This window comes from uncultured Imperialibacter sp. (genome assembly GCF_963974565.1).
GTDB classification, from domain to species: domain Bacteria; phylum Bacteroidota; class Bacteroidia; order Cytophagales; family Cyclobacteriaceae; genus Imperialibacter; species Imperialibacter roseus.
Genome location: NZ_CAXBCJ010000007.1, coordinates 188895 through 207722, shown reverse-complemented (window position 1 = coordinate 207722; position 18828 = coordinate 188895). Strand labels below are relative to the sequence as shown.

General features: G+C 47.4%; 20 protein-coding genes. 8 read left to right on the top strand and 12 right to left on the bottom strand.

The features are described from left to right. Nucleotides 1-42: 42 nt before the first annotated feature. Genes AAC052_RS12105 through AAC052_RS12095 form a run of 3 tightly spaced genes read right to left on the bottom strand, consistent with a single transcriptional unit; the run spans nt 43 to nt 1506 of the window. Entirely contained in the window at nt 43-807 is a 765-nt protein-coding gene (locus AAC052_RS12105; RefSeq protein ID WP_339813567.1) for an exodeoxyribonuclease III, read from the bottom strand. After that, nucleotides 807-1160, bottom strand: coding sequence for a hypothetical protein (locus tag AAC052_RS12100; RefSeq protein WP_339813566.1), 354 nt, complete (start codon nt 1158-1160; stop codon nt 807-809). The genes AAC052_RS12105 and AAC052_RS12100 overlap by 1 nt, the downstream gene beginning before the upstream one ends. Then, nucleotides 1153-1506 carry a carboxymuconolactone decarboxylase family protein gene (locus AAC052_RS12095; RefSeq protein WP_339813564.1) on the bottom strand — a complete coding sequence of 118 codons (354 nt, stop codon included), beginning with the start codon at nt 1504-1506 and terminating at the stop codon, nt 1153-1155. Before AAC052_RS12095 ends, AAC052_RS12100 begins: the two co-directional genes overlap by 8 nt. Nucleotides 1507-1617: 111 nt before the next feature. On the opposite strand from AAC052_RS12095, the gene AAC052_RS12090 reads away from it, so the two are divergent. Further along, on the top strand, nt 1618-2319 hold the full coding sequence (locus tag AAC052_RS12090) for a ComF family protein (protein WP_339813562.1): 702 nt from the start codon (nt 1618-1620) through the stop codon (nt 2317-2319). A gap of 51 nt (nt 2320-2370) precedes the next feature. Here the strand turns inward: AAC052_RS12090 and gldJ are convergent, their stop codons facing one another. After that, nucleotides 2371-3573, bottom strand: coding sequence for a gliding motility lipoprotein GldJ (gene gldJ, locus AAC052_RS12085; RefSeq protein WP_152001412.1), 1203 nt, complete (start codon nt 3571-3573; stop codon nt 2371-2373). A 150-nt stretch (nt 3574-3723) separates the two neighbouring features. Then, entirely contained in the window at nt 3724-7098 is a 3375-nt protein-coding gene (gene mfd / locus AAC052_RS12080; protein WP_339813559.1) for a transcription-repair coupling factor, read from the bottom strand. A 151-nt stretch (nt 7099-7249) separates the two neighbouring features. Between mfd and AAC052_RS12075 the strand changes: the two genes are divergently transcribed. The 3 genes from AAC052_RS12075 (at nt 7250) to AAC052_RS12065 (ending at nt 9423) form a co-directional block, all read left to right on the top strand. Next, a complete protein-coding gene (locus AAC052_RS12075) occupies nt 7250-7882 on the top strand; it encodes a cytochrome c oxidase subunit 3 (protein WP_339813557.1) in 633 nt (210 codons plus the stop codon). A 263-nt stretch (nt 7883-8145) separates the two neighbouring features. After that, nucleotides 8146-8937: a S1/P1 nuclease gene (locus tag AAC052_RS12070; protein ID WP_339813555.1), complete on the top strand. Its 792-nt coding sequence runs from the start codon at nt 8146-8148 to the stop codon at nt 8935-8937. An 18-nt stretch (nt 8938-8955) separates the two neighbouring features. Then, entirely contained in the window at nt 8956-9423 is a 468-nt protein-coding gene (locus AAC052_RS12065; protein WP_317488943.1) for a hypothetical protein, read from the top strand. Here AAC052_RS12065 and yjjX read toward each other — a convergent pair. Further along, nucleotides 9420-9971 (bottom strand): inosine/xanthosine triphosphatase, encoded by a 552-nt coding sequence (gene yjjX, locus AAC052_RS12060; RefSeq protein ID WP_339813552.1) that lies wholly within the window; start codon nt 9969-9971, stop codon nt 9420-9422. The genes AAC052_RS12065 and yjjX overlap by 4 nt on opposite strands. A gap of 78 nt (nt 9972-10049) precedes the next feature. Here yjjX and AAC052_RS12055 point away from each other — a divergent pair, with 78 nt between their 5' ends. Beyond that, nucleotides 10050-11333 (top strand): amidohydrolase family protein, encoded by a 1284-nt coding sequence (locus AAC052_RS12055; protein ID WP_339813550.1) that lies wholly within the window; start codon nt 10050-10052, stop codon nt 11331-11333. 2 nt (nt 11334-11335) lie between these two features. Here AAC052_RS12055 and AAC052_RS12050 read toward each other — a convergent pair whose 3' ends face one another. From AAC052_RS12050 to AAC052_RS12035, 4 genes are all read right to left on the bottom strand, one after another. Next, the gene (locus tag AAC052_RS12050) at nt 11336-13441 is read right to left on the bottom strand and encodes an OmpA family protein (protein ID WP_339813548.1); all 2106 of its coding nucleotides are present in this window, start codon (nt 13439-13441) and stop codon (nt 11336-11338) included. Further along, the gene (locus tag AAC052_RS12045) at nt 13434-13841 is read right to left on the bottom strand and encodes a hypothetical protein (protein ID WP_339813545.1); all 408 of its coding nucleotides are present in this window, start codon (nt 13839-13841) and stop codon (nt 13434-13436) included. Before AAC052_RS12045 ends, AAC052_RS12050 begins: the two co-directional genes overlap by 8 nt. A gap of 64 nt (nt 13842-13905) precedes the next feature. After that, complete coding sequence (locus tag AAC052_RS12040; RefSeq protein ID WP_339813543.1) at nt 13906-14403, bottom strand: hypothetical protein; 498 nt, start codon at nt 14401-14403, stop codon at nt 13906-13908. A gap of 52 nt (nt 14404-14455) precedes the next feature. After that, a complete protein-coding gene (locus tag AAC052_RS12035; RefSeq protein WP_339813542.1) occupies nt 14456-15004 on the bottom strand; it encodes a hypothetical protein in 549 nt (182 codons plus the stop codon). Nucleotides 15005-15059: 55 nt separating this feature from the next. Between AAC052_RS12035 and AAC052_RS12030 the strand changes: the two genes are divergently transcribed. The 3 genes from AAC052_RS12030 to AAC052_RS12020 all read left to right on the top strand — a co-directional run bounded on the left by AAC052_RS12030 (nt 15060) and on the right by AAC052_RS12020 (nt 16991). After that, nucleotides 15060-15605 (top strand): YhfC family glutamic-type intramembrane protease, encoded by a 546-nt coding sequence (locus tag AAC052_RS12030; RefSeq protein WP_339813541.1) that lies wholly within the window; start codon nt 15060-15062, stop codon nt 15603-15605. A 178-nt stretch (nt 15606-15783) separates the two neighbouring features. Continuing rightward, complete coding sequence (locus tag AAC052_RS12025; protein ID WP_339813539.1) at nt 15784-16392, top strand: DUF3592 domain-containing protein; 609 nt, start codon at nt 15784-15786, stop codon at nt 16390-16392. Between the two features lie 179 nt (nt 16393-16571). After that, a complete protein-coding gene (locus AAC052_RS12020) occupies nt 16572-16991 on the top strand; it encodes a hypothetical protein (protein ID WP_339813536.1) in 420 nt (139 codons plus the stop codon). Nucleotides 16992-17000: 9 nt separating this feature from the next. Here AAC052_RS12020 and AAC052_RS12015 read toward each other — a convergent pair whose 3' ends face one another. Both AAC052_RS12015 and AAC052_RS12010 read right to left on the bottom strand, forming a co-directional pair. Beyond that, complete coding sequence (locus AAC052_RS12015) at nt 17001-17690, bottom strand: hypothetical protein (protein WP_339813535.1); 690 nt, start codon at nt 17688-17690, stop codon at nt 17001-17003. A gap of 35 nt (nt 17691-17725) precedes the next feature. After that, nucleotides 17726-18604, bottom strand: coding sequence for a PIG-L family deacetylase (locus AAC052_RS12010; protein ID WP_339813532.1), 879 nt, complete (start codon nt 18602-18604; stop codon nt 17726-17728). Between the last annotated feature and the right edge of the window lie 224 nt (nt 18605-18828).

Here is an 18828-nt window from a genome sequence, read left to right as displayed (position 1 = left end):
TGAATAGACTTGCTTTCGCTGTCGAAAGCAGCCAAAAAACCGTTATTTAATGCTAAGTCCAACGGGGCAATGGTCAGAATGAACCACTTGTGGGAGAATTTCAGCGTGTATCAAGTCTGCTGCCATCTCCTGAGTGGCGAGGTGGTAATCAATCCGCCACCCCTTGTTGTTTGCTCTGGCATTGGCCCTGAACGTCCACCAGCTATACTGGTGAGGCGCTGTGTTGAATTGGCGGAAGGAATCCACAAAGCCGGTATCTATGAATTCGCTAAGCCACTCACGTTCCTCCGGCAAAAAGCCAGAACTATTTTTGTTGGACACGGGGTCGTGGATATCGATCGGCTTGTGGCAAATATTATAGTCGCCGGAAATAATGAGTTTGGGATGGTCGGCCCTTACTTTTTTTATGTAGTCAGTAAACTCACCCAACCATTGCATTTTGTAGTCCTGTCGTTCGTCTCCTGAAGAACCTGAGGGAACGTAAACGCTCATAACGGAGTAGTGCTGGAAGTCGGCCCGAATAACCCGGCCTTCGTAGTCCGACTGATCGATGCCGGACCCGTACTCCACATGTTTGGGTTTAGTTTTTGATAGAATGGCAACACCACTATAGCCTTTTTTCACTGCGGGAAACCAGTAGCAGTGGTAGCCGAGGTCTTCGAACAACGAAACGGGAATTTGCTCTTTGTGGGCCTTAAGTTCCTGAAAACAAACGATTTGCGGATCTTTCTCCATTAGCCACTGCGTTATACCCTTGGAAACAGCCGACCGAATTCCGTTTACATTATATGATATTATTCCCGTCATTATAATATACTTTCTTTTTCAAAATATTCTATGACATGTATTTTTAGCAGCTTTTCTTGCTCTGTCGTGTCAAAATGGGGCAATTTTTTCATCATCTTCCAGTGAGGCCAGCCGTCCTCGTCTATGCCCTCAAGGGCGTAGAAGCCAGAGAAACTGAGTATTTTGCAGATAGCAATGTGCATTAAGTCCTGCTTTTGTTCTTTGGTAAAAGTCTTTCGGCCCTTGCCGAGTTCTTGCACACCGATGAGAAAAAGTACTGCGTTGAGGTCGGCTGGTTTTTTGCCGATCATATTTTCTAGTTTGCCGAGCAGCGCCTGCCACTCTCTCTCAAGATCCAGGTCTTTTTTAAACATTTTTTGGTGTTAGTTTTAGTTCGTCCCAAAACTCAACTGCTCTTCTCAGGTGGGGAATTACTATCGTGCCCCCAATAAGTGTGGCAATGCCGAATACCTCGTCCATCTCCTTATCGGAGCAGCCAAGTTCATAACATTTGCCCAAATGATAGCGGACACAGTCATCGCACCTGAGCACCATGGAGCAGGCCAGCCCCAGCATTTCTTTGTTTTTCACGTCAATGGCTCCCTCACTGAAGGCATTGGTGTCGAGGTTAAATATTCTTTTAACAAGCTTATTGTCAGAGGAAAGAATGCGCTCATTCATCTTTTCTCTGTAGCTATTGAATTCGTCTACTTTGCTCATACGGTCTGTCTGTCTGCGTTATAAAAGGAGTCACTCTCATGCTCCGGCCTGTTTTGGAAATCGGGGAATACAGTTTGTGGTTGCGTCCGCAATTTTTTCTATATTTTGCCTATGGCAAATATCGCAAATGAACTTTGGAATGATTTTGTTTCTTTGATATTTCCTGAAAACTGTATCTCATGTGGAGAGTTATTGGTTCGGGGCGAGGATCATTTGTGCACAGCTTGCCGTTATCAGCTTCCCATTGTAGATGAAGCTATCCGGAATTCTCTTCTGACAAACAAGTTTGTGTACGAACCAAAAATAAGCTTTGTCGATGCTTTTTTAACTTTCAAGAAATCGGGCATTACTCAGAAGCTTCTTCATCAGCTAAAATATAAAGGGAATCGTGAGTTGGGTGTTATGCTTGGTGCCTGGTATGGTAACCAGCTTACAGAAAAGCCAGGGTTTTCGGCTTTTGATATAATTGTTCCAGTTCCTTTGCACAAAAGAAAGCTCAGGATCAGAGGCTACAATCAAAGCATGGCAATTGCAGAAGGACTTTCTGTCGCTACGCAAAAACCAGTTGATGCCGAGCTACTTGTCCGGTCTAAATTCACCAGCACGCAAACCAAGAAGCAAAAGGTGGATCGCTGGCAGAATGTGGAAAACATTTTTGGTGTTACCAGCCCGGAGAGCGTAAAAGGGAAAAAAGTGCTGCTTGTTGACGATGTGCTTACCACCGGATCAACACTTTCATCTTGTGCTTCTGCGCTGATAAGCGTCGGGGCTGAAGGGATAGGAATTTGTGCGTTGGCGGTCTCTCACAAATAAAAAAAAGCTCCGAATCTCGGAGCTTTCTTATATAGATAATTTTGTCTTCTCTTAATAGTTGGTACCGGCACGGATCATCGCACAACGGAAACCGATTGTTGAAGTTGAAGAATCTTCTTCAAGGTATCTTCTGGTTCCTGGCGACATCCAGTAAGCTACGTCAGCCCATGAACCTCCTTTGTAAACTCTCACTCTGTCAGAAACAAGTGAGTTGAAGTTCTGAGTGTCATAACCTTTTTCGTCATCAAGATAACCGTCACGACGAACAGGGTTCAGGTCGTCAAAGTCCTGGAACGAAAGAGGGCGGTAAACGTCCCATACCCATTCGTTAACATTACCTGACATGTTATAAAGACCAAATTCGTTCGGTGGATAATCGTAGATATAAGTTGTGATCATGGCACCGTCGTTCAGCTTACCGGCTATACCAGCGTAGTCACCACGGCCTCTTTTGAAGTTGGCAAGGAAGTAACCCATTTTCTTTCCATAAGGATTACGCAATGAGTGACCATCCCATGGATACAGTCTGCGGTGAGTTTGGTTTTCGTCCAGCCACTGAACGCCAATAAGTGCCTGAGCTGCATATTCCCACTCGGCCTCGGTTGGGAGACGGTAGTTAGGTAGCACAACACCACTTTCCAAAGGAATTCTTTCGCTTCCTGATTCTGCAAGTGTTACGTCCTCAAGACCGGCATCTTGTGCAAGCTTAAGGTTAACCACCGTGGTTCTCCAGTTGCAATAGTCATTGGCTTGTTTCCAGTTAACTCCCACAACAGGATAGTACCTGAAACCAGGGTAACGAAGGTAGTGATCTACATAAGGATCATTGTAAGCAAGGTCTCTGGCCCAAACAGTTGTGTCGGGCAGCGAAGACTCATAAAATTCTCTTGAAGAGTCAAGGCGAATGTAGTAGAGATACTCCAACCAGTGAATGTTGGCGATTTCAGTTTCGTCCATGTAGAACGAAGCAACTGTTACGGCTCGCTCAACATTGTCGTGTCTGTTCATCAAATCTTCCTCGAAAGACCCAAGAACCGTACGACCTCCTTCTATAAAAACTAGATTAGGACCCTCAGGCTGACCGGCATAGTCGCTCACCTGAAAACCACCCTCCTCGTTGTACTCCATTCCTGTCGCTGAGCTCAGGCTGCCTGGACTACTACTTGTTGGCGTGCTGGAACCGCAACCGCCTAGAAAAGCGGAGAACCCAACAGCCAAAGCAGAGGTACATAAGATGTTAACAAAATTTTTCATAACCTGTTTATTTGAACTTAAAAAGCTAATGTAGCCTAGATCGGGCATATTTAATAACGATCGACTACAAATTTCAATTATAATAAGTTTTTTTCAAAAAAAGAGAGGACAATATAGGGATTTATCTAAATAATGTCTCTAACAGACGTTTTATTGTGCTACTGCAGCCTCATTTTCCTGAAGCATTTTTTTCAGGTAACCGATTGCATGGTCTACTGACTTGACCTGCTCAAGGTTCAGAATGAGTCGGCCTTTGTGCTCCCTCATCCGGCTGATTTTCGGATTCTTTTGTACATATTCCAATACTTTGCCAAAGGTAGGCGACTTAAAATAGGCTTCATTTTCACCAGAAACAAAATAGCATTTCAGCACCTCGGCTTTCAGTATAAGCTTTTCAATACCTGCTTTTTTGGCCAGCCAGCGAAGTCGTACGGTTTTTATGAGCTCTTCTACCTCCTCAGGAATAGGTCCGAAACGATCTTTAACATCGGCACTGAACTTAGCCAACTCTTCCTCCGACTCAATGCTGTCGAGGTGGGAGTACAGGCTGAGCCGCTCCGAAATATTGTTGACGTAAGACTCCGGAATAAGAATTTCGAGGTCAGTTTCTATCACGCAATCGGTGGCTACAGCCTCAACGGCTTTTTTGAGGTCTTCAGCAAACAGGTCGCTGTAGTCCTCAATTTTGAGCTCCTGAATGGTTTCGTCGAGGATCTTGTGATACATTTCAAAACCAAGGTCAGAGATAAAGCCGCTTTGCTCGCCACCCAGCAGGTCTCCAGCTCCACGGATATCCAGGTCTCTCATGGCGACTTTGAAGCCGTCGCCCAATTCGGAAAATTCTTCAAGCGTGACCAGCCTCTTACGGGCTTCAGCTGTCAGGCCCGACGATGCGCCGGAAAGCAGCAGGCAGAAGGCTTTTTTGTTCGATCGGCCTACCCGCCCTCTCATTTGGTGCAGGTCAGAAAGGCCAAACATGTGTGCCCGGTTGATGATGATGGTATTGGCATTGGGGATATCAAGGCCACTTTCAATGATATTAGTTGACACCAGCACGTCGAACTCACCCTCGATAAACCGCATCATTACTTTTTCCAGCTTAGGCCCATCCATTTGCCCATGAGCAATGCCTATTCGTGCGTCTGGCACCAGCCTCAAAACGATACTGGCTATCTGGTCAATGTCGCTGACCCTGTTGTGCACAAAGAATACCTGGCCGCCTCGTCTCAGCTCGAAGCTGATGGCGTCTCTGATTACACTTTCGTTGAATTCGTGCAGCTCGGTGGTAACGGGTTGTCTGTTAGGTGGTGGTGTGGCAATAATGCTTAAGTCCCGTGCCCCCATCATGGAGAAATGAAGCGTTCTCGGTATCGGGGTTGCAGTCAAAGTGAGGCTGTCTACATTCACCTTCGATTCCTTGAGCTTTTCCTTAATTTTCACCCCAAACTTCTGCTCTTCATCAATAACCAGTAGTCCCAGGTCTTTGAACTCTACATCTTTGTTCACAATGCGATGGGTGCCTATGAGAATGTCAATTTTACCCTCCTTCACTCTTTGAAGAATGTCTTTTATCTCCTTCGTGGTGCGGAACCGGTTGATGTATTCTATGTCTAGTGGAAAATTGGCAAGCCTTTCTTTGAACGTGCGGTAGTGCTGCATGGCCAGAATGGTGGTTGGCACCAGCACCGCCACTTGCTTTCCGTTGCTCGCCGTTTTAAAAGCTGCACGAATGGCTACCTCAGTTTTGCCAAAACCAACATCGCCGCATACCAGTCTGTCCATCGGGTGAGGCTGCTCCATGTCTTTTTTTACGTCGGCAGTAGCCAGCGCCTGGTCAGGTGTGTCCTGATAAATGAAGGATGACTCAAGTTCGGCCTGAAGAAAGTTGTCGGGTGGGAAAGCATAACCGGGCGTCGCCTTTCTCTTGGCGTAAAGGCTGATCAGGTCTTTGGCAATGTCTTTTACCCGCTTCTTTACTTTCTTTTTCTTGATGTCCCAATCCTGAGTGCCGAGCTTGTTGATCGGCGGCGGTTGCCCTTCCTTGCCGGCATACCGGGAAATTTTATGCAGAGAATGCACACTTACGTACAGCAGGTCATTGTCCCGATACACAATCCGAAGCGCTTCCTGTTTCTTTCCGCCTACATCCACGGTATCCAGTCCGGCAAATCGGCCTACCCCGTAGTCGATATGCACTACGTAGTCTCCAGGCTGCAGCGACTTGAGTTCTTTGATTGTGAGGGCCTTTGACTTGCTATGCTTTTCCCTGGTTTTGTATTTGTGAAAGCGATCAAAAAGCTGGTGATCCGTGTAGCAAAGCAATTTTATCTGCTTGTCGACAAAGCCTTCCCGAAGCCCTGCCAAAAAACCATCGAACCGCATAGTGGGATCCAGTTCCTGAAAAATTGTGTCCAGGCGCTCGATTTGTTTTTCCGACTCGGCGGCGATGAACAGGTTATATCCCTGCAATTGGCGTTGGTTGAGGTTCTCCACCATCATTTCGAAGTTCTTGTGAAATGGTGGTTGGGGCTCCGCTTCATATTGGAAGGTCGTAGCATTTTCCAGATAGAACCGGCTGCCAAACTCGATCATCGGGAAAGAGAAAATGTGTGACTTGATGGTCGCAGCATTTTCGAACAGGTCGGCGGGCTCCAGCACGATTTTCGTGTTGCCGCTTTCCTTCATCAGCACGTCAAAGCTTGCAGAAGCCTTAGTGAAGTAACTGTCGAGCTGATCGTAGAGTAGTTGCAGATCCTTTATCCAGAAACGGGTCTCTTTTGGTACAAACTCCAGAAATGACTGCCTTTTTTCCTGCAAAAGCCTGGTTTGCACATTGGGAATGATGCTGATGGAGTTTACGGCGTCCTGCGATAGTTGGGTATTTGGGTCGAAAGTCCTGATGCTTTCTATTTCGTCCCCAAAAAGCTCCATGCGATAGGGCAGCTCTCCAGCATAGGAATATATATCGATAATACCACCTCTTACTGCGTACTGACCCGCTTCATACACAAAGTCGGTTCGCTCAAAGTCGTAGGTCATGAGCAGTTCGGCGATGAACTCCACATCGACCTTATCGCCCACCTTGGCATTAAACGTATTTTCTGTCAGTGCCCGCCTATTGATCACCTTTTCTGTCAGTGCTTCCGGATAGGTAACTATTATTTCACCCTTGCCACTTCTGTGGTTGAGTTTGTTCAATACGTCGGCCCGCAGAAGGATGTTGGCATTTTCGGTCTCGTCAAACTGGTAAGGTCGCTTATAGGAAGTGGGGAAAAACAAGACTTCCCTTTCACCAAACAAGTTCTGCATGTCGTTGAAAAAGTAAGCAGCTTCCTCTTTTTCATGCATAACAAACACATGGCATTGCCTGTCCATAGAAAAAACAGCTGCAGGCACAACGGCATCGAGACTTCCAACGAGCCCCTTCACCTGAAATGCTCCCCCACCTTTGGCCTTGAAGCTCTCGGCCAGGGTTTTCACAAAACTATCTTGCTTATAAATTGATAGGAAGTCGGAAACTTTCAACTTAAGAACATTTTTTGGTGGGCAAAAGTACGGATATTATGGTGATGGAGCGTTATATAACGAATAACAGAAAATCATTTTATGATTATTCATAGCAAATTGTTGAACCAAGGCTCAAACAAAATGTTTAATTACAAATTACGGCGCTAGCATGGCAAATTCCTATAAGAAAACAAAAGCACCGACCAGTTCATTCCCGCTCAACGAGCTGGAGAAAATGCACCCCTACAAAATGCTGTTGCTGATAGGTATTTTCGGCAGTATTTTGATATTCTTTTTTCTGCTAATGGTGTATACAGCCTCGGGAACCTTGGTTGATAAATCAGCCAAAATAGAGTTTCCGAAAGCTTTTATAATTAGCACACTCATTTTACTTGGATCCAGCTGCACCATTAGCCGGGCCGTGGAATATTTTGAAAAAGAGAAAACCAAAGAGCTAAAGAAGTCGCTGCTGTTCACTCTTGCGCTTGCCTTTGCTTTTTCGTTCTCGCAGTTTTTTGGGTGGAATGAGCTGATGAATCAGGAAGCCAGCAATGCCGTGAGAGGAGCCATTGTCTATTTATATGCCCTTTCTGGCCTTCACATCTTGCACATGAGCGCAGGCATCATTTATCTGGCGTATTGCTACATCCTGCTGATCAGGAAATCAAGCAACCCGGTTCACTCGCTGGTGTATTTCACTAACTCGTTTCGAAAGCTTCAACTCAACTTGTTGGTAACCTACTGGCATTTCATGGATGGTCTCTGGATGTTCCTCTTCCTGTTTTTCTTGTTTTTTCTCTAGAAGAGCCCTTTTGGCACAGATATTGAAATGAACCCATAAGAATATTTGTTGCGCTTCGTTCAACTATCAGGAGAACCAAAAGCCAAAATATTTGTTAATAATACTGAATCACAATTCCATAGTGGTTTCATAGATAGGTTAGGTTGGTGATTGGGCATGTACCTCTGGGGCATGCCCTTTCTTTTTTTAACAGTAATTTGTTCTTGCCCCTGACATCCTATAGGTGCTTGTTTCTATTTTTGTGAAGTTTAACAACCGATACCATGAAAAGAATAATGCTTCCTCTCACTGTTCTCCTGATGCTCACCTTTTCTGCTCAGGCAGTCAATACGACATCGAATGTGCTGTGGGGTCAAACAGGCCACAGGGTGGTGGGTCTGGTGGCGGAGCGTCATCTCACCAAAAAAGCAAAAGCCAACATCGGGAAGATACTTGGAGGAGAGAGCCTGGCCATAGTGAGCAACTACATGGATTTTATTAAATCCGATCCAACTTATAAGCACATGGACCCCTGGCATTACTGCACGATTCCCGATGGTCAAGCCTATGAGCAGGCTGGCACTCCGTCAGAGGGCGACGTGATAGCCACTATAGAAAGACTTAAGTCCGAGTTGAAAAGCAAGCAATTTACAGATAGAGACGAGGCTTTTGCCATAAAGATGCTGGCGCATCTGGTGGGCGATATTCACCAGCCACTGCACGTGGGCAATGGAAACGACCGGGGCGGCAACGATGTGAAGCTGAAGTACTTTTGGGAAAGCTCCAATTTGCACAGGGTGTGGGACAGCGACATGATTGATGGTGAGCAGCTAAGCTATACTGAGTTTGCCGACTGGGTAGATACCGAAGACAAGGCAACGGTGGCTGCGTGGCAAAAAAATGTAACGACAGACTGGGCCTACGAATCGATGGGCCTGAGAGAGCAGGTTTATAACTTGCCCGAGGACTTGTCGCTTTCTTATCGATACAACTTTGATAATATTGATGCGGTAAAATTGAGGCTGGTGCAGGCGGGCGTGCGATTAGCGGGCCTGCTGAATGAGATTTATGGGTAATTGGTTGTACCTTAATGTATGGATAAAAAGAAGCTGATAGCCGTCTTCAAAAAACTGGAAGGCAAGCTCAACGAGAAGGAGTTCGATTTGGAAGCATGGAAGGCCTCTGCCGTTTCCTTGTTTTCGAGAACATTTGGGGCCAGTGATCCAAAGATCAAGCAAATCCACGACCTCAAAATTGACTACAGCAGCTGGGCACTCCGGGACGCACCTTCCACCTATCATCCGTTAGAGTCATGCAAGAACCTCGGGAGAGAGGTAGTGCTTTCAGCTATCGATGAAATAGAGCTATTTGGCTTGCCCGAGCAAAAAGACCTCCGTAAGGTGATGGGTGAAGTCTACTCGGAAGCAGAGGTAAAGCAAATAGTTTCGCTGGCTGGTGTGGAGAAAAAAGAGGCAGAGTTGAAAAAGCTGCTGGAAAAGGCAGGGAGTGAAAAAAACGTGGCTTTGATAATGAAGCTGTTGAGTGAGGAAGCTTTTGACTAGCGGAAAAGCTCGTTGTTGATAAACGGCACCAGAGCCAAAGTCATGGCGTGAGCATAATACTGCGTTCTGTCGATTTGCCCATGGGTAAGCAAGCCCACTGCTCCATCTTTTTGCTTCGAATTGCTTCTGCCAAAAACCTGGTCGTCGGCCACCCCGAGTTCTACGCCTTGCCGAACAAGCTGCGCTACCTTGCCTGGCAGTAAAAAAGTGGCTGTTCGTGCCCTCGAAGAATGGTCAGGTGAAAGAATGACCATCCAGGCAAACGCCTCCATGAGGCCATTAGTATCTGAAATACCGCCTTCTATGCCCACCCAATATTGTCCGTCGGGGCGGCCGGTCTTTGCATTCGTAGCTCTGTTAAATGCTCCCCGATAGGTTTCTTCATCTGTCATGGGTTGGTCAGAAACATTTGAGGCCGCATCTACTCCCTCAAAGCTAAAAACCTCTCCGGGGAATACTTTTTCGAAGGCGTTTTTTACGCACTGCACTTTCACCGGGTTTCGGCTACCGATAATCACTGTTTTCTCCATGGTGGTAATTATACTCATTATTGTCGGCTCCTAATCTTTCCTTTTTACCAAACGGATTGCAATATTGGACGAAAAACTTACTAAGCCCAATCTCAGATGTTGCTCCAAAAATACTTCAAAGTCGTTTTTTATTTGTTGGCAGTCCTTTGCCTCAACGCACGTATTTCGCATGCTCAGTCTTTGCTGCTCAAGCCAGACCGGGTTTTTGACGGTGAAAAAATGTTGGCGACCGGAACGGTAGTGCTTTTGGAAGACGGCAAGGTGGCCTATGTAGGGCCGGAAAGTGGCGCAAAAGTAGGAAAGAACACAAAAACCATGACACTACCAGGCCAAACCTTGCTTCCGGGTTTGATAGAGGGACATTCCCATGTTTTGTTGCATCCATACAATGAAGTTTCCTGGAACGACCAGGTGCTGAAAGAATCAACAGCCGAAAGGGTAGCCCGAGGTACGGTGCACCTTCGAAAATCGCTGGAGGCGGGCATCACCACCATGCGGGATTTGGGCAGTGAAGGGGCTGGCTATGCCGATGTTGGCTTGAGAACGGCATTGGAAAAAAACGTTATTCAGGGACCAACTTTATTGGTGGCTGGCCCGGCGATTGTAGCCACGGGTAGTTATGGCCCCAAAGGCTTTCACGATGGAGTAGCTGTGCCGCTTGGCGCAGAAACTGCCGATGGCCACGACGATTTGATAAAGGTGGTGCGGGATCAGATTGGCAAGGGCGCTGATCTGATCAAAGTGTACGCCGACTACAGATGGGGATTGAACAAGACAGCTGCCCCTACTTTTACCCTAGGCGAGTTGAAGCTGATAGTAGAAGTGGCCGAAAGCAGCGACAGACAAGTAGTAGCACACGCATCCACCAAAGAAGGCATGAGGAGAGCGATTCTGGCGGGTGTAAAAACGATAGAGCACGGGGATGACCTTGACGAGGAAATTGCGAAGCTGATGAAGGAACATGGCGTGGCTCTTTGCCCTACTTTGGGGGCCGTTGAGGCCATTGCCTCCTACGGTGGCTGGAAGAAAGGAACGGATGCAGATACCGACAGAATCGAGAAAAAGAAGGCTTCAATGACTTTGGCGCTTACATCAGGTATCGATATACTTTTTGGTGGTGATGTGGGTGTTTTCTCACATGGCAACAATGTGTATGAGCTTGAGCTGATGAACGAATATGGTATGAGCGCCCTGGCCTGCCTGCAGTCAGCTACTTCGGTAAATGCCAGGGTGTTTGACATAAGCGATAAGGTCGGAAAAATAGAAAACGGCCTTGTGGCAGACCTTGTTGCTGTCGAAGGTGATCCGTCTAAAAACATCAGAGACCTGAGGAAAGTGAAGCTTGTGGTTCAGGCCGGGAAAGTAGTGGTGGAAAAATAGGGCTACATTTTCCGAATCACAATTTCCACCCGCCTGTTCAGGCTTCGGCCTTCGTCGGTTTCATTGTCAGTTTTTGGCTTGGTATCGCCGTAGCCTTTCGCCGTAGCCCGGCCCGACAATCCCTTTGTTTGCAAATAGTCAATGACCGCCTGCGACCTCTCCTGAGAAAGTTTGAGGTTGTAGTCGGCGGTGCCCGTGTTGTCGGTATGCCCCGCTATTTCAATTTCCATTTTGGGGTGGGCCTGGAGCAGCTTGATGATTCTGTCGAGCTCTGCAAAAGACTCTTTCTGCAAAACAGCCTCATTGGTGTTGAAGAAAATATTGTTAAGTCTTACCGAGGCGCCCACATTGATTGGGGCAAGGAGCAGATTTTGCTGAAGCTCGGCATACATATTAATTTCGCTGGCGTTCAGGTTGGCACTTTCAGGAATATACCCTTCTCTTTCAGCGTTGAACCCATAAATACCACCCGCTGGCAAAATGATCGTATAGCGGCCGGTAACGGGATGCGATGAAGCCTGCCCAAGCTCTTTTCCCACATCTTCCAGCGAAAAATACTTGATTTGTGCCTCAATCGGCTGGCCCGTAGAGGCGTCGAGCACAATGCCGCTCACCAGCACCACTGGCTTGGGCCGTGCCGAGGCTGGCAGGGGAATTCTGAAAATGTCGCTGTTGCCCATCGAATGCTGCACCGATGCCAGGTAGGCATATTCGCCACGGGCGTCCAGTGTGTAGTTGGCTTCCCAGGTATTGGTGTTGATGTCCGGCCCCAGGTTTTCCGGTTCAGTCCATTTGGTCCAGGTGTCATCGAGGCGTCGGCTCACAAATATGTCGGCACTACCGTAGCCGGGATGGCCATATGATGAAAAGTAGAGTGTTTCATTGTCGGCTGCTATGAAAGGGGAGAAATCCATGGCAAACGAATTTACTTCCTGGCCCATGTGGGCAGGCGCTGACCAGGTGTTGTCTTTTTTTAGAAATGAGCAATACAAGTCCATGTCCCCTTTGGTGTCGTTCCTTTCCAGCGCCATTACCAGCACATTTTGGTTGGGCGACAGGCAGTAGTCGACGAAGTCGGCGTTGTTGTAGTAATCGTTGATCAACAGGTTTTCAGGAATGCTCCAGCCCGTCGGGCTTCTTTTGGTGAGCGACACGCCGCCGCCCAGGTTCCTGCCGTCGGGCAGGTAGGTATTGGCCACCAGCAGGTTGTTGCCATCGGGAGCCGCAGAAATCACGAAATTGTTGCCACTGTTGTTGAGTGGTGCCCCAATATTTTGCAGCTCTGCCCACTCGCCTACAGAGTCTTTTTCCGAAAACCATATGTCGTCCTTCTTCAGGCTGCCAAAGTTCTTAGGGTGCTCTCCACGGGCCACATACAAAGTGGCGCCGTCGGCAGAAATAACTACGCCCTTTTCCGAATACTGAGAGTTAATTTTCGAGCCAAGATTCTCCTTCACGGTGTTGGCGATACTACTTTCAGCCTGCCTGATCTCAGGAGTTTCCTGATACACATTGAACTCGTAAACCTTTACAGACACCTGGCCTCTGAGGTGAAACCCTAAGTAGGTGCCCTGAAACGGGGTGAATTTTGCCTGAGCCAACGACTGACCGTTGAACTCGAAGAAAATTTCGTTGCCGGTTTTTCTCACCACGATAGTATGTTTTTTACCCTCCTCGAGTGGAGTTGGCAGGAAGTCGGGCCGCAGAATGGGTGTTACCTTTTTCTTTTTGAACGTGTAGATATGAAAAAAGCCATTTTGGCTGATGTCCATTGCCTGGTAATTACTGTACTCGTCGGCACCCCACACCAGGCCGAAGCTGCCATTTCTAAAATTTTTTACCTCCACTACTGTCTCCAGCTTGAAGTCTTTGGAGGGGTCGAGCTGAAAATGTTTCTGATTAAAGAAACCAATGTCGCCATCGGCCACATCCATGTACATGGCCCCTTTGGCAATCATGCTTTTGGCATAAGGCCGCTCAAACAGCGACCAGCCATTTCTGTTGTCTTCAAATACCTCGTGTAATGCGGGAGTCTCTTGCGCCTTCACGCCATGGCAATAGCATAGGAGAGAAAAAAGCCCAATAACTAATATGCGATGTCTATTCATTGGAAACACTATGGAGCCACTGCTCCGCTTCAGATAGCTGCTCAAAAAGTTTAAACTCAAAGTCTTTGACCCTGGTTCCCAAATCTACAGCAGAAAACCGAGTAATAAACTTCGAAGAATGCACATGCGCCATATATTTCAAGCCGTTGGCAACGTTTTCGCTCATCCGGCCTTTTTCAAGCTCGTCGTTAAGAGCCACCCAGTTCGCCTCAAAATGAGTATTGTCGTTCAGTAGCTTGGAGCAGCCGGTTGTTTTCAGGAGGGTGGAATAGAGCGACGACCCCTTCGAGATATACGACATTGAAACATTGCCATACCAGGTGCACCTTATCCAGCCATTTTCAGGCTCGTAGCCAATTTCCAGGTACTTGACGCCTTCGTCTGTGCTGATTACTTCCATTCAGGGTGCTCTTTGTGTGATACAACTTCAACATACCATTTGCCTTTACTAAAGACGAATGAAATTATAGAAAAGGTGCAGGCCAATAGTTGAATGAGGTAAAAAAGGCCACCCTTGGCCCATCTTTCGACGGCAGGCGCATGGGAATTACTGCATCAATCATCCAGCAGTCATCGTAGGGAGGGTATTTCTGAAGCGACAACGACACCATGTAACTATGCACCTCGCCTTCACTGTCTTCGATGAGGACGAGAAACTCCGCCTCGCTTTTTTCCTGAAAGTGAGTGCGGATTTCAAAGTGCCTGCAATTAATCAGGGGCCTGAAGTTTTCGTTGTGCACCATGATGTTGAAGCGCTCAATAGGCCCTGTGTTTTCTTTGTTAGTGGGCGAGGCAAAGTTCCAGGCGATCTCTATACCGTGATCCAACTCCGGAGAGTCGTTTTGTTGCAAGGCCAGAAAGTTGATATGAACTACTTCCTGCGGACTTAGCGCCGGATGCGGCAGCTCCCGGGGAGCGCAGCCGACAAACACAGCCATTATCAGAAAGTAAGTTAGTTTCATATGTAACACGCCTACAATAATTTTAGCATTTCCAAAAGGCGACACCCAACTTCTAGTCGTTCAACAAACCGGCTTTTACCTTGAAGCCGGACTTAACATTCAGCTCCACGTCTTCAGAAATTACCTTGTCAGTGACGGCCTTTACCCGGAGCGAATAGGTATCCTGAATGATGTACTCCTTGAAATTTTCTCCCGAGGTGGTCAGCGAAAGTGTGTTGCCCACATTGTCAGGAATATTCTCTGCACTCGCAAGCAGCTTTTCGTCAAGTCCGTCGGCGTTGATATACACGTGCAGCGACGACAAGAAGCTGAGATCCCGGCCTTCAGGAGCTTTTACACTAATATCGACATTTTCGAGATAAATTTCTTTCACCAGGCTTTTGTTGGTGTTGTTGCCGCTAAACTGCGATTCGGCATCGGTAGAAATAGGTGGCGTAAGAATATCGAGAGGAAGGTTGATACCAAGAGAAGAAGGCACCGTTACTTCCGAGGTATACGACATTTTGAAAGTGACAAGGTCGTTGAGCTTGTTGCATCCGGAGATGGCGGCTACAAGAAACACGGCGAGACTTGCAAGAATGATACGGTTTGAAATATTCATAGCTGATAAAACAATTGATTGATATATTGATAACGAATAGAACTAGCGAACCAACATGATTTTTACATTGCTGGCATTAGCCCTGGCCCCGGGCATAGCCATTATTTTGTTTATCTACCTCAAAGACAAGCACGAGAAAGAGCCAAAGGGGCTTTTGCTTCGGGCGTTCATTTTTGGCATACTCAGCCTGGTGCTCACACTGGTGATTTCTTCCATCGCCGATAATTTTGTGGATATCGACCACACCAACTCTTCAGATCTTGCGCTTTATGCCTTTGGCATGGTAGCACTTATTGAGGAAGGAAGCAAATATCTTTTCGTAAGGTACTTCCTTTATCCACATAAAGAATTCAACGAGCCCTTCGATGGTATTATTTACGCAGTCATGGTGAGCATGGGATTTGCCACAGTGGAAAACCTTTTCTATGTGTTTGACGGTGGCGTGGGCATTGCCATTATGCGAATGTTTACCGCTGTGCCAGCACATGCTACTTTTGCGGTGCTCATGGGCTTCTTTTTGGGCAAAGCCAAGTTTCAACATAAAAAGGCTGCTTTTGGACTCATTGGACTGGGGGCTGCTACCATTTTGCACGGTGCCTAGGACTATTTTCTTTTCATGGACCATGTGCCAGGCATTTGGCTGGGTGCCGTTGTTTCTCTGGTTATCGGGCTTTATCTGTCAAAACGAGCCATCAAAATGCACCAGGAGGTTTCACCTTTCAAACCACTTACTGGGCTTTAACTGTTGACTACCAGGAAGAAGCGTAGTAAATTTTAACATGAATATTCCTGAAACCACCAAATTCAAGATACATCAGCTAATCGCTGACGGTAAAAAGCTGGAAGCGGTTAAGTACGTGAAGGAACAATTTGGCTTAGCGCTTAAAGATGCGCTAAAGCTCGTAGAGGCATTGGAGAAAGAAGTGCCACTTTCGGGGAGTGGCTATCAAAAAAGACCTTTTGCCCGCACCAGTTTTCCCAGGCCCGACAAAGTCTTCTACATTTTTTCCAGGGCATTTCTGGGTGTGGCTTTTCTTCTGTTTGCCATCGGTGCCACTATGGCTTACGACACCAACGAAGAGCTGAACCATGCGCTTCAATTGAAAGGAAGGGTAACAGAATTTGCCTACGGTTCCGATGGAGGCTCCATACCCGTGGTGGAATTTACCCACAAGGGCCAAAAACAAAAAGTGCAGGGTTCGGTAGCCTCCACTCCCCCGGCCTACGATATCGGCGAGCCGGTAAAAGTATTTGTGATCACAAGTGAAGGCTACGAAAAGATAAGAATCGACGGCATTTTTGAGCTTTGGATAGGCCCCATCATTCTGGCCTTCATTGGCACTATTTTTCTTTTTATCGGAGGCGGCATGTACGCCGTGAGCAGATAGTTTTATCTCTCCATTAAACCTTTTCTGTGTTTGTGTATCTAATTAGAAAACAACAAACATGAAATAGCCATAACGAGTATTATTCTCAATGGGCGTGAATAGATCTTAACTCAAAACATGCTCAACTCGAGATTATATTGGCTATTCCATGTGCCCGTTGAAAAACAAATTATATACACATGAAAAGGATAGTAATCACATTCATTGGTGTAATGGTAGCAGCTACCTCACTAATGGCACAGGAGGAGCAGAGCTCGTCAAAAACTCAAAAACATGCTCAGCGAACTCCCGAGGAACGGGCGAAAGAAATGACCACCCGGCTAAAAGAAGAGCTTAATCTCACCGATCAGCAATCGGAAGAGCTTTACGCCATTCATTTGAAGTATGCCGAAGAGCGCAAAGGCGTTTTGGATGCTGGTAAAGAAGAGCGGGAGGCCCAAAGAAGCGAGATCAAAAGCATCAATGACAAGCAAAAAGCTGAGATGAAAACCGTACTAACCGAAGAGCAGGTAGCGAAACTGGATCAAATGCAGGAAGAAAGAATGCAGAAGAGAGGGAACAGACCGCAACGGGGCTCAGGGCGAAGAGGCCGGGGATAAAGCTGTTGGTTAGTAGGTGACTCGAATGTCTTTTATCTCCATTTGGTAAAATCCAGCATTGCGAGAACTGGCGAGCCAGGTGCCTTCATAGTTTTGCCAATTTTCCCAGCTGATTTCGACACCACCGATGGGAATCACCTTCACCCAGAGCTTCCAGGCGCTGGGTTTGAAGTTTTCATCTAGCAGCCAGAGGTAGCTATCGCCCGGGGTAACTCCACCCGAGGTGTAGGTGACCAGAAGTGCAGGCCCCTCCGCTGTTTCTACCAGTCGCCGTTCAGTGCCCGGGTCTCTCACTTTGAATGGCGCCACCAGCCAGAAGGAGTCGTTGGCAAAATATGTCCATGCGGTTTGAATGGCATTATGTAGTTCGTCGCCTTCCAGAGGATTCCCTTTTTCCGCAGCTGAGCCTTCGAAAGTGTCAGGGGAAAATCTTACTTCCATGTCTCCCCAGGTCACAGTAACAATATTGTCTGGTTTGTTCCAAACATAGTGATGACCGCCAGGAAACGTCCACGACAGCGTCTTGATCTGCTGATAAGCCTCATAATTCATGGACGCCAGCATTCTATCTGCCAGGGTTTCTGCAGCAGGGCCTTTTTCGCCCTCAGGTAAGGGCTCGCTTGCTATCCAAACAGCCCCAGCTCCCAGCAATACCAAACCGAACAAAATAATCCCGGCAATCTTCAACACCTTCATCATAGCATTGAAACTGAAGACTGCCAGAAAAGTTCACGTTATTTCAGCATAGGGAACAGCCCCCTTATCTCATCGTCGTTGGGTTGGCGACCGTATTCGCAAATCTCGAAGGTTTCTACATTGGTGGCTTTGGCCACCCGGTCTTTGCCATACCATTTTTCAATGGCCTTTTTTGCTTCTTCCGAAGGCGGTCTGATCGATCTCTTGGTCAGCCAGGCTTTTCTTGCTTCAGCGCCTTCGGGCACCTGATCGGCATAGCCGCCGATCCATGGCAACCACTCGTAAAACTGCGACACGTGGGCGTCCAGCGCATAGCCTTTTTGCTCCGTTACCTCGGTAATGTCTACCGCAATGTCTGGCCGGAAGGGGTTGGGTTTTTGGAAGTGATCGTATCCATAGAGAAAAACAGGATTCTTCTTAAGTGCGGGCACTTCCGGGGCAATATTGGGCACTGCCACCATGTAGGCTGCATCCTGCACCAGCACACCCGTGTAGCGATGGTCGGGGTGGTAGTCGTTGGGCCGGGGAGCAATCACGATGTCGGCATTCCACTTGCGGATTTCCCTGATTACCTGCAGGCGAACATCCAGACTCGGAACCAGCTCGCCGTCGTGGTTGCCTAGTACTACGTATTCAGCAATGCCAAAGCGTTTGGCTGCTTCCTGTGCTTCGGCAATTCTGCGTTTGGCGAGGGCACCACCACCGGTGGTTTGGTGGCCGGCATCTCCATTGGTAAGGGAAACAAATTTGACCTGGTGGCCCATTTTGGCAAACAGGATGGCGGTGCCACCTTCATCCTGGTCGCAGTCGTCGGGATGGGCGCCCAGCACCACGATGCGCAGGGGAGTGGCCGTTTGCGCAGCAGCAAAACCGATGGCCATGAAAGCAAAGAGAAGGGTGAGAAGATGTTTTTTCATAAGTAGGTGGTTTAAAGCATAATCATCATTAGTACACGTCACCCCGAACCGACGAAGGAGGGAGAGGTCTCCCCAACGAGAGCCTGCTCATTTTTAAGAGCCTTAGTGCCTCGCAGACGCCTTTCTGGCTCGAATCGAATTGACGCTGGATAAGGTAAAGAATTTCTGGGAGAGAATGGTTAGAGTTTATTGTAGCGGTGGAAGGTACTAGAGTGATTTCAAGT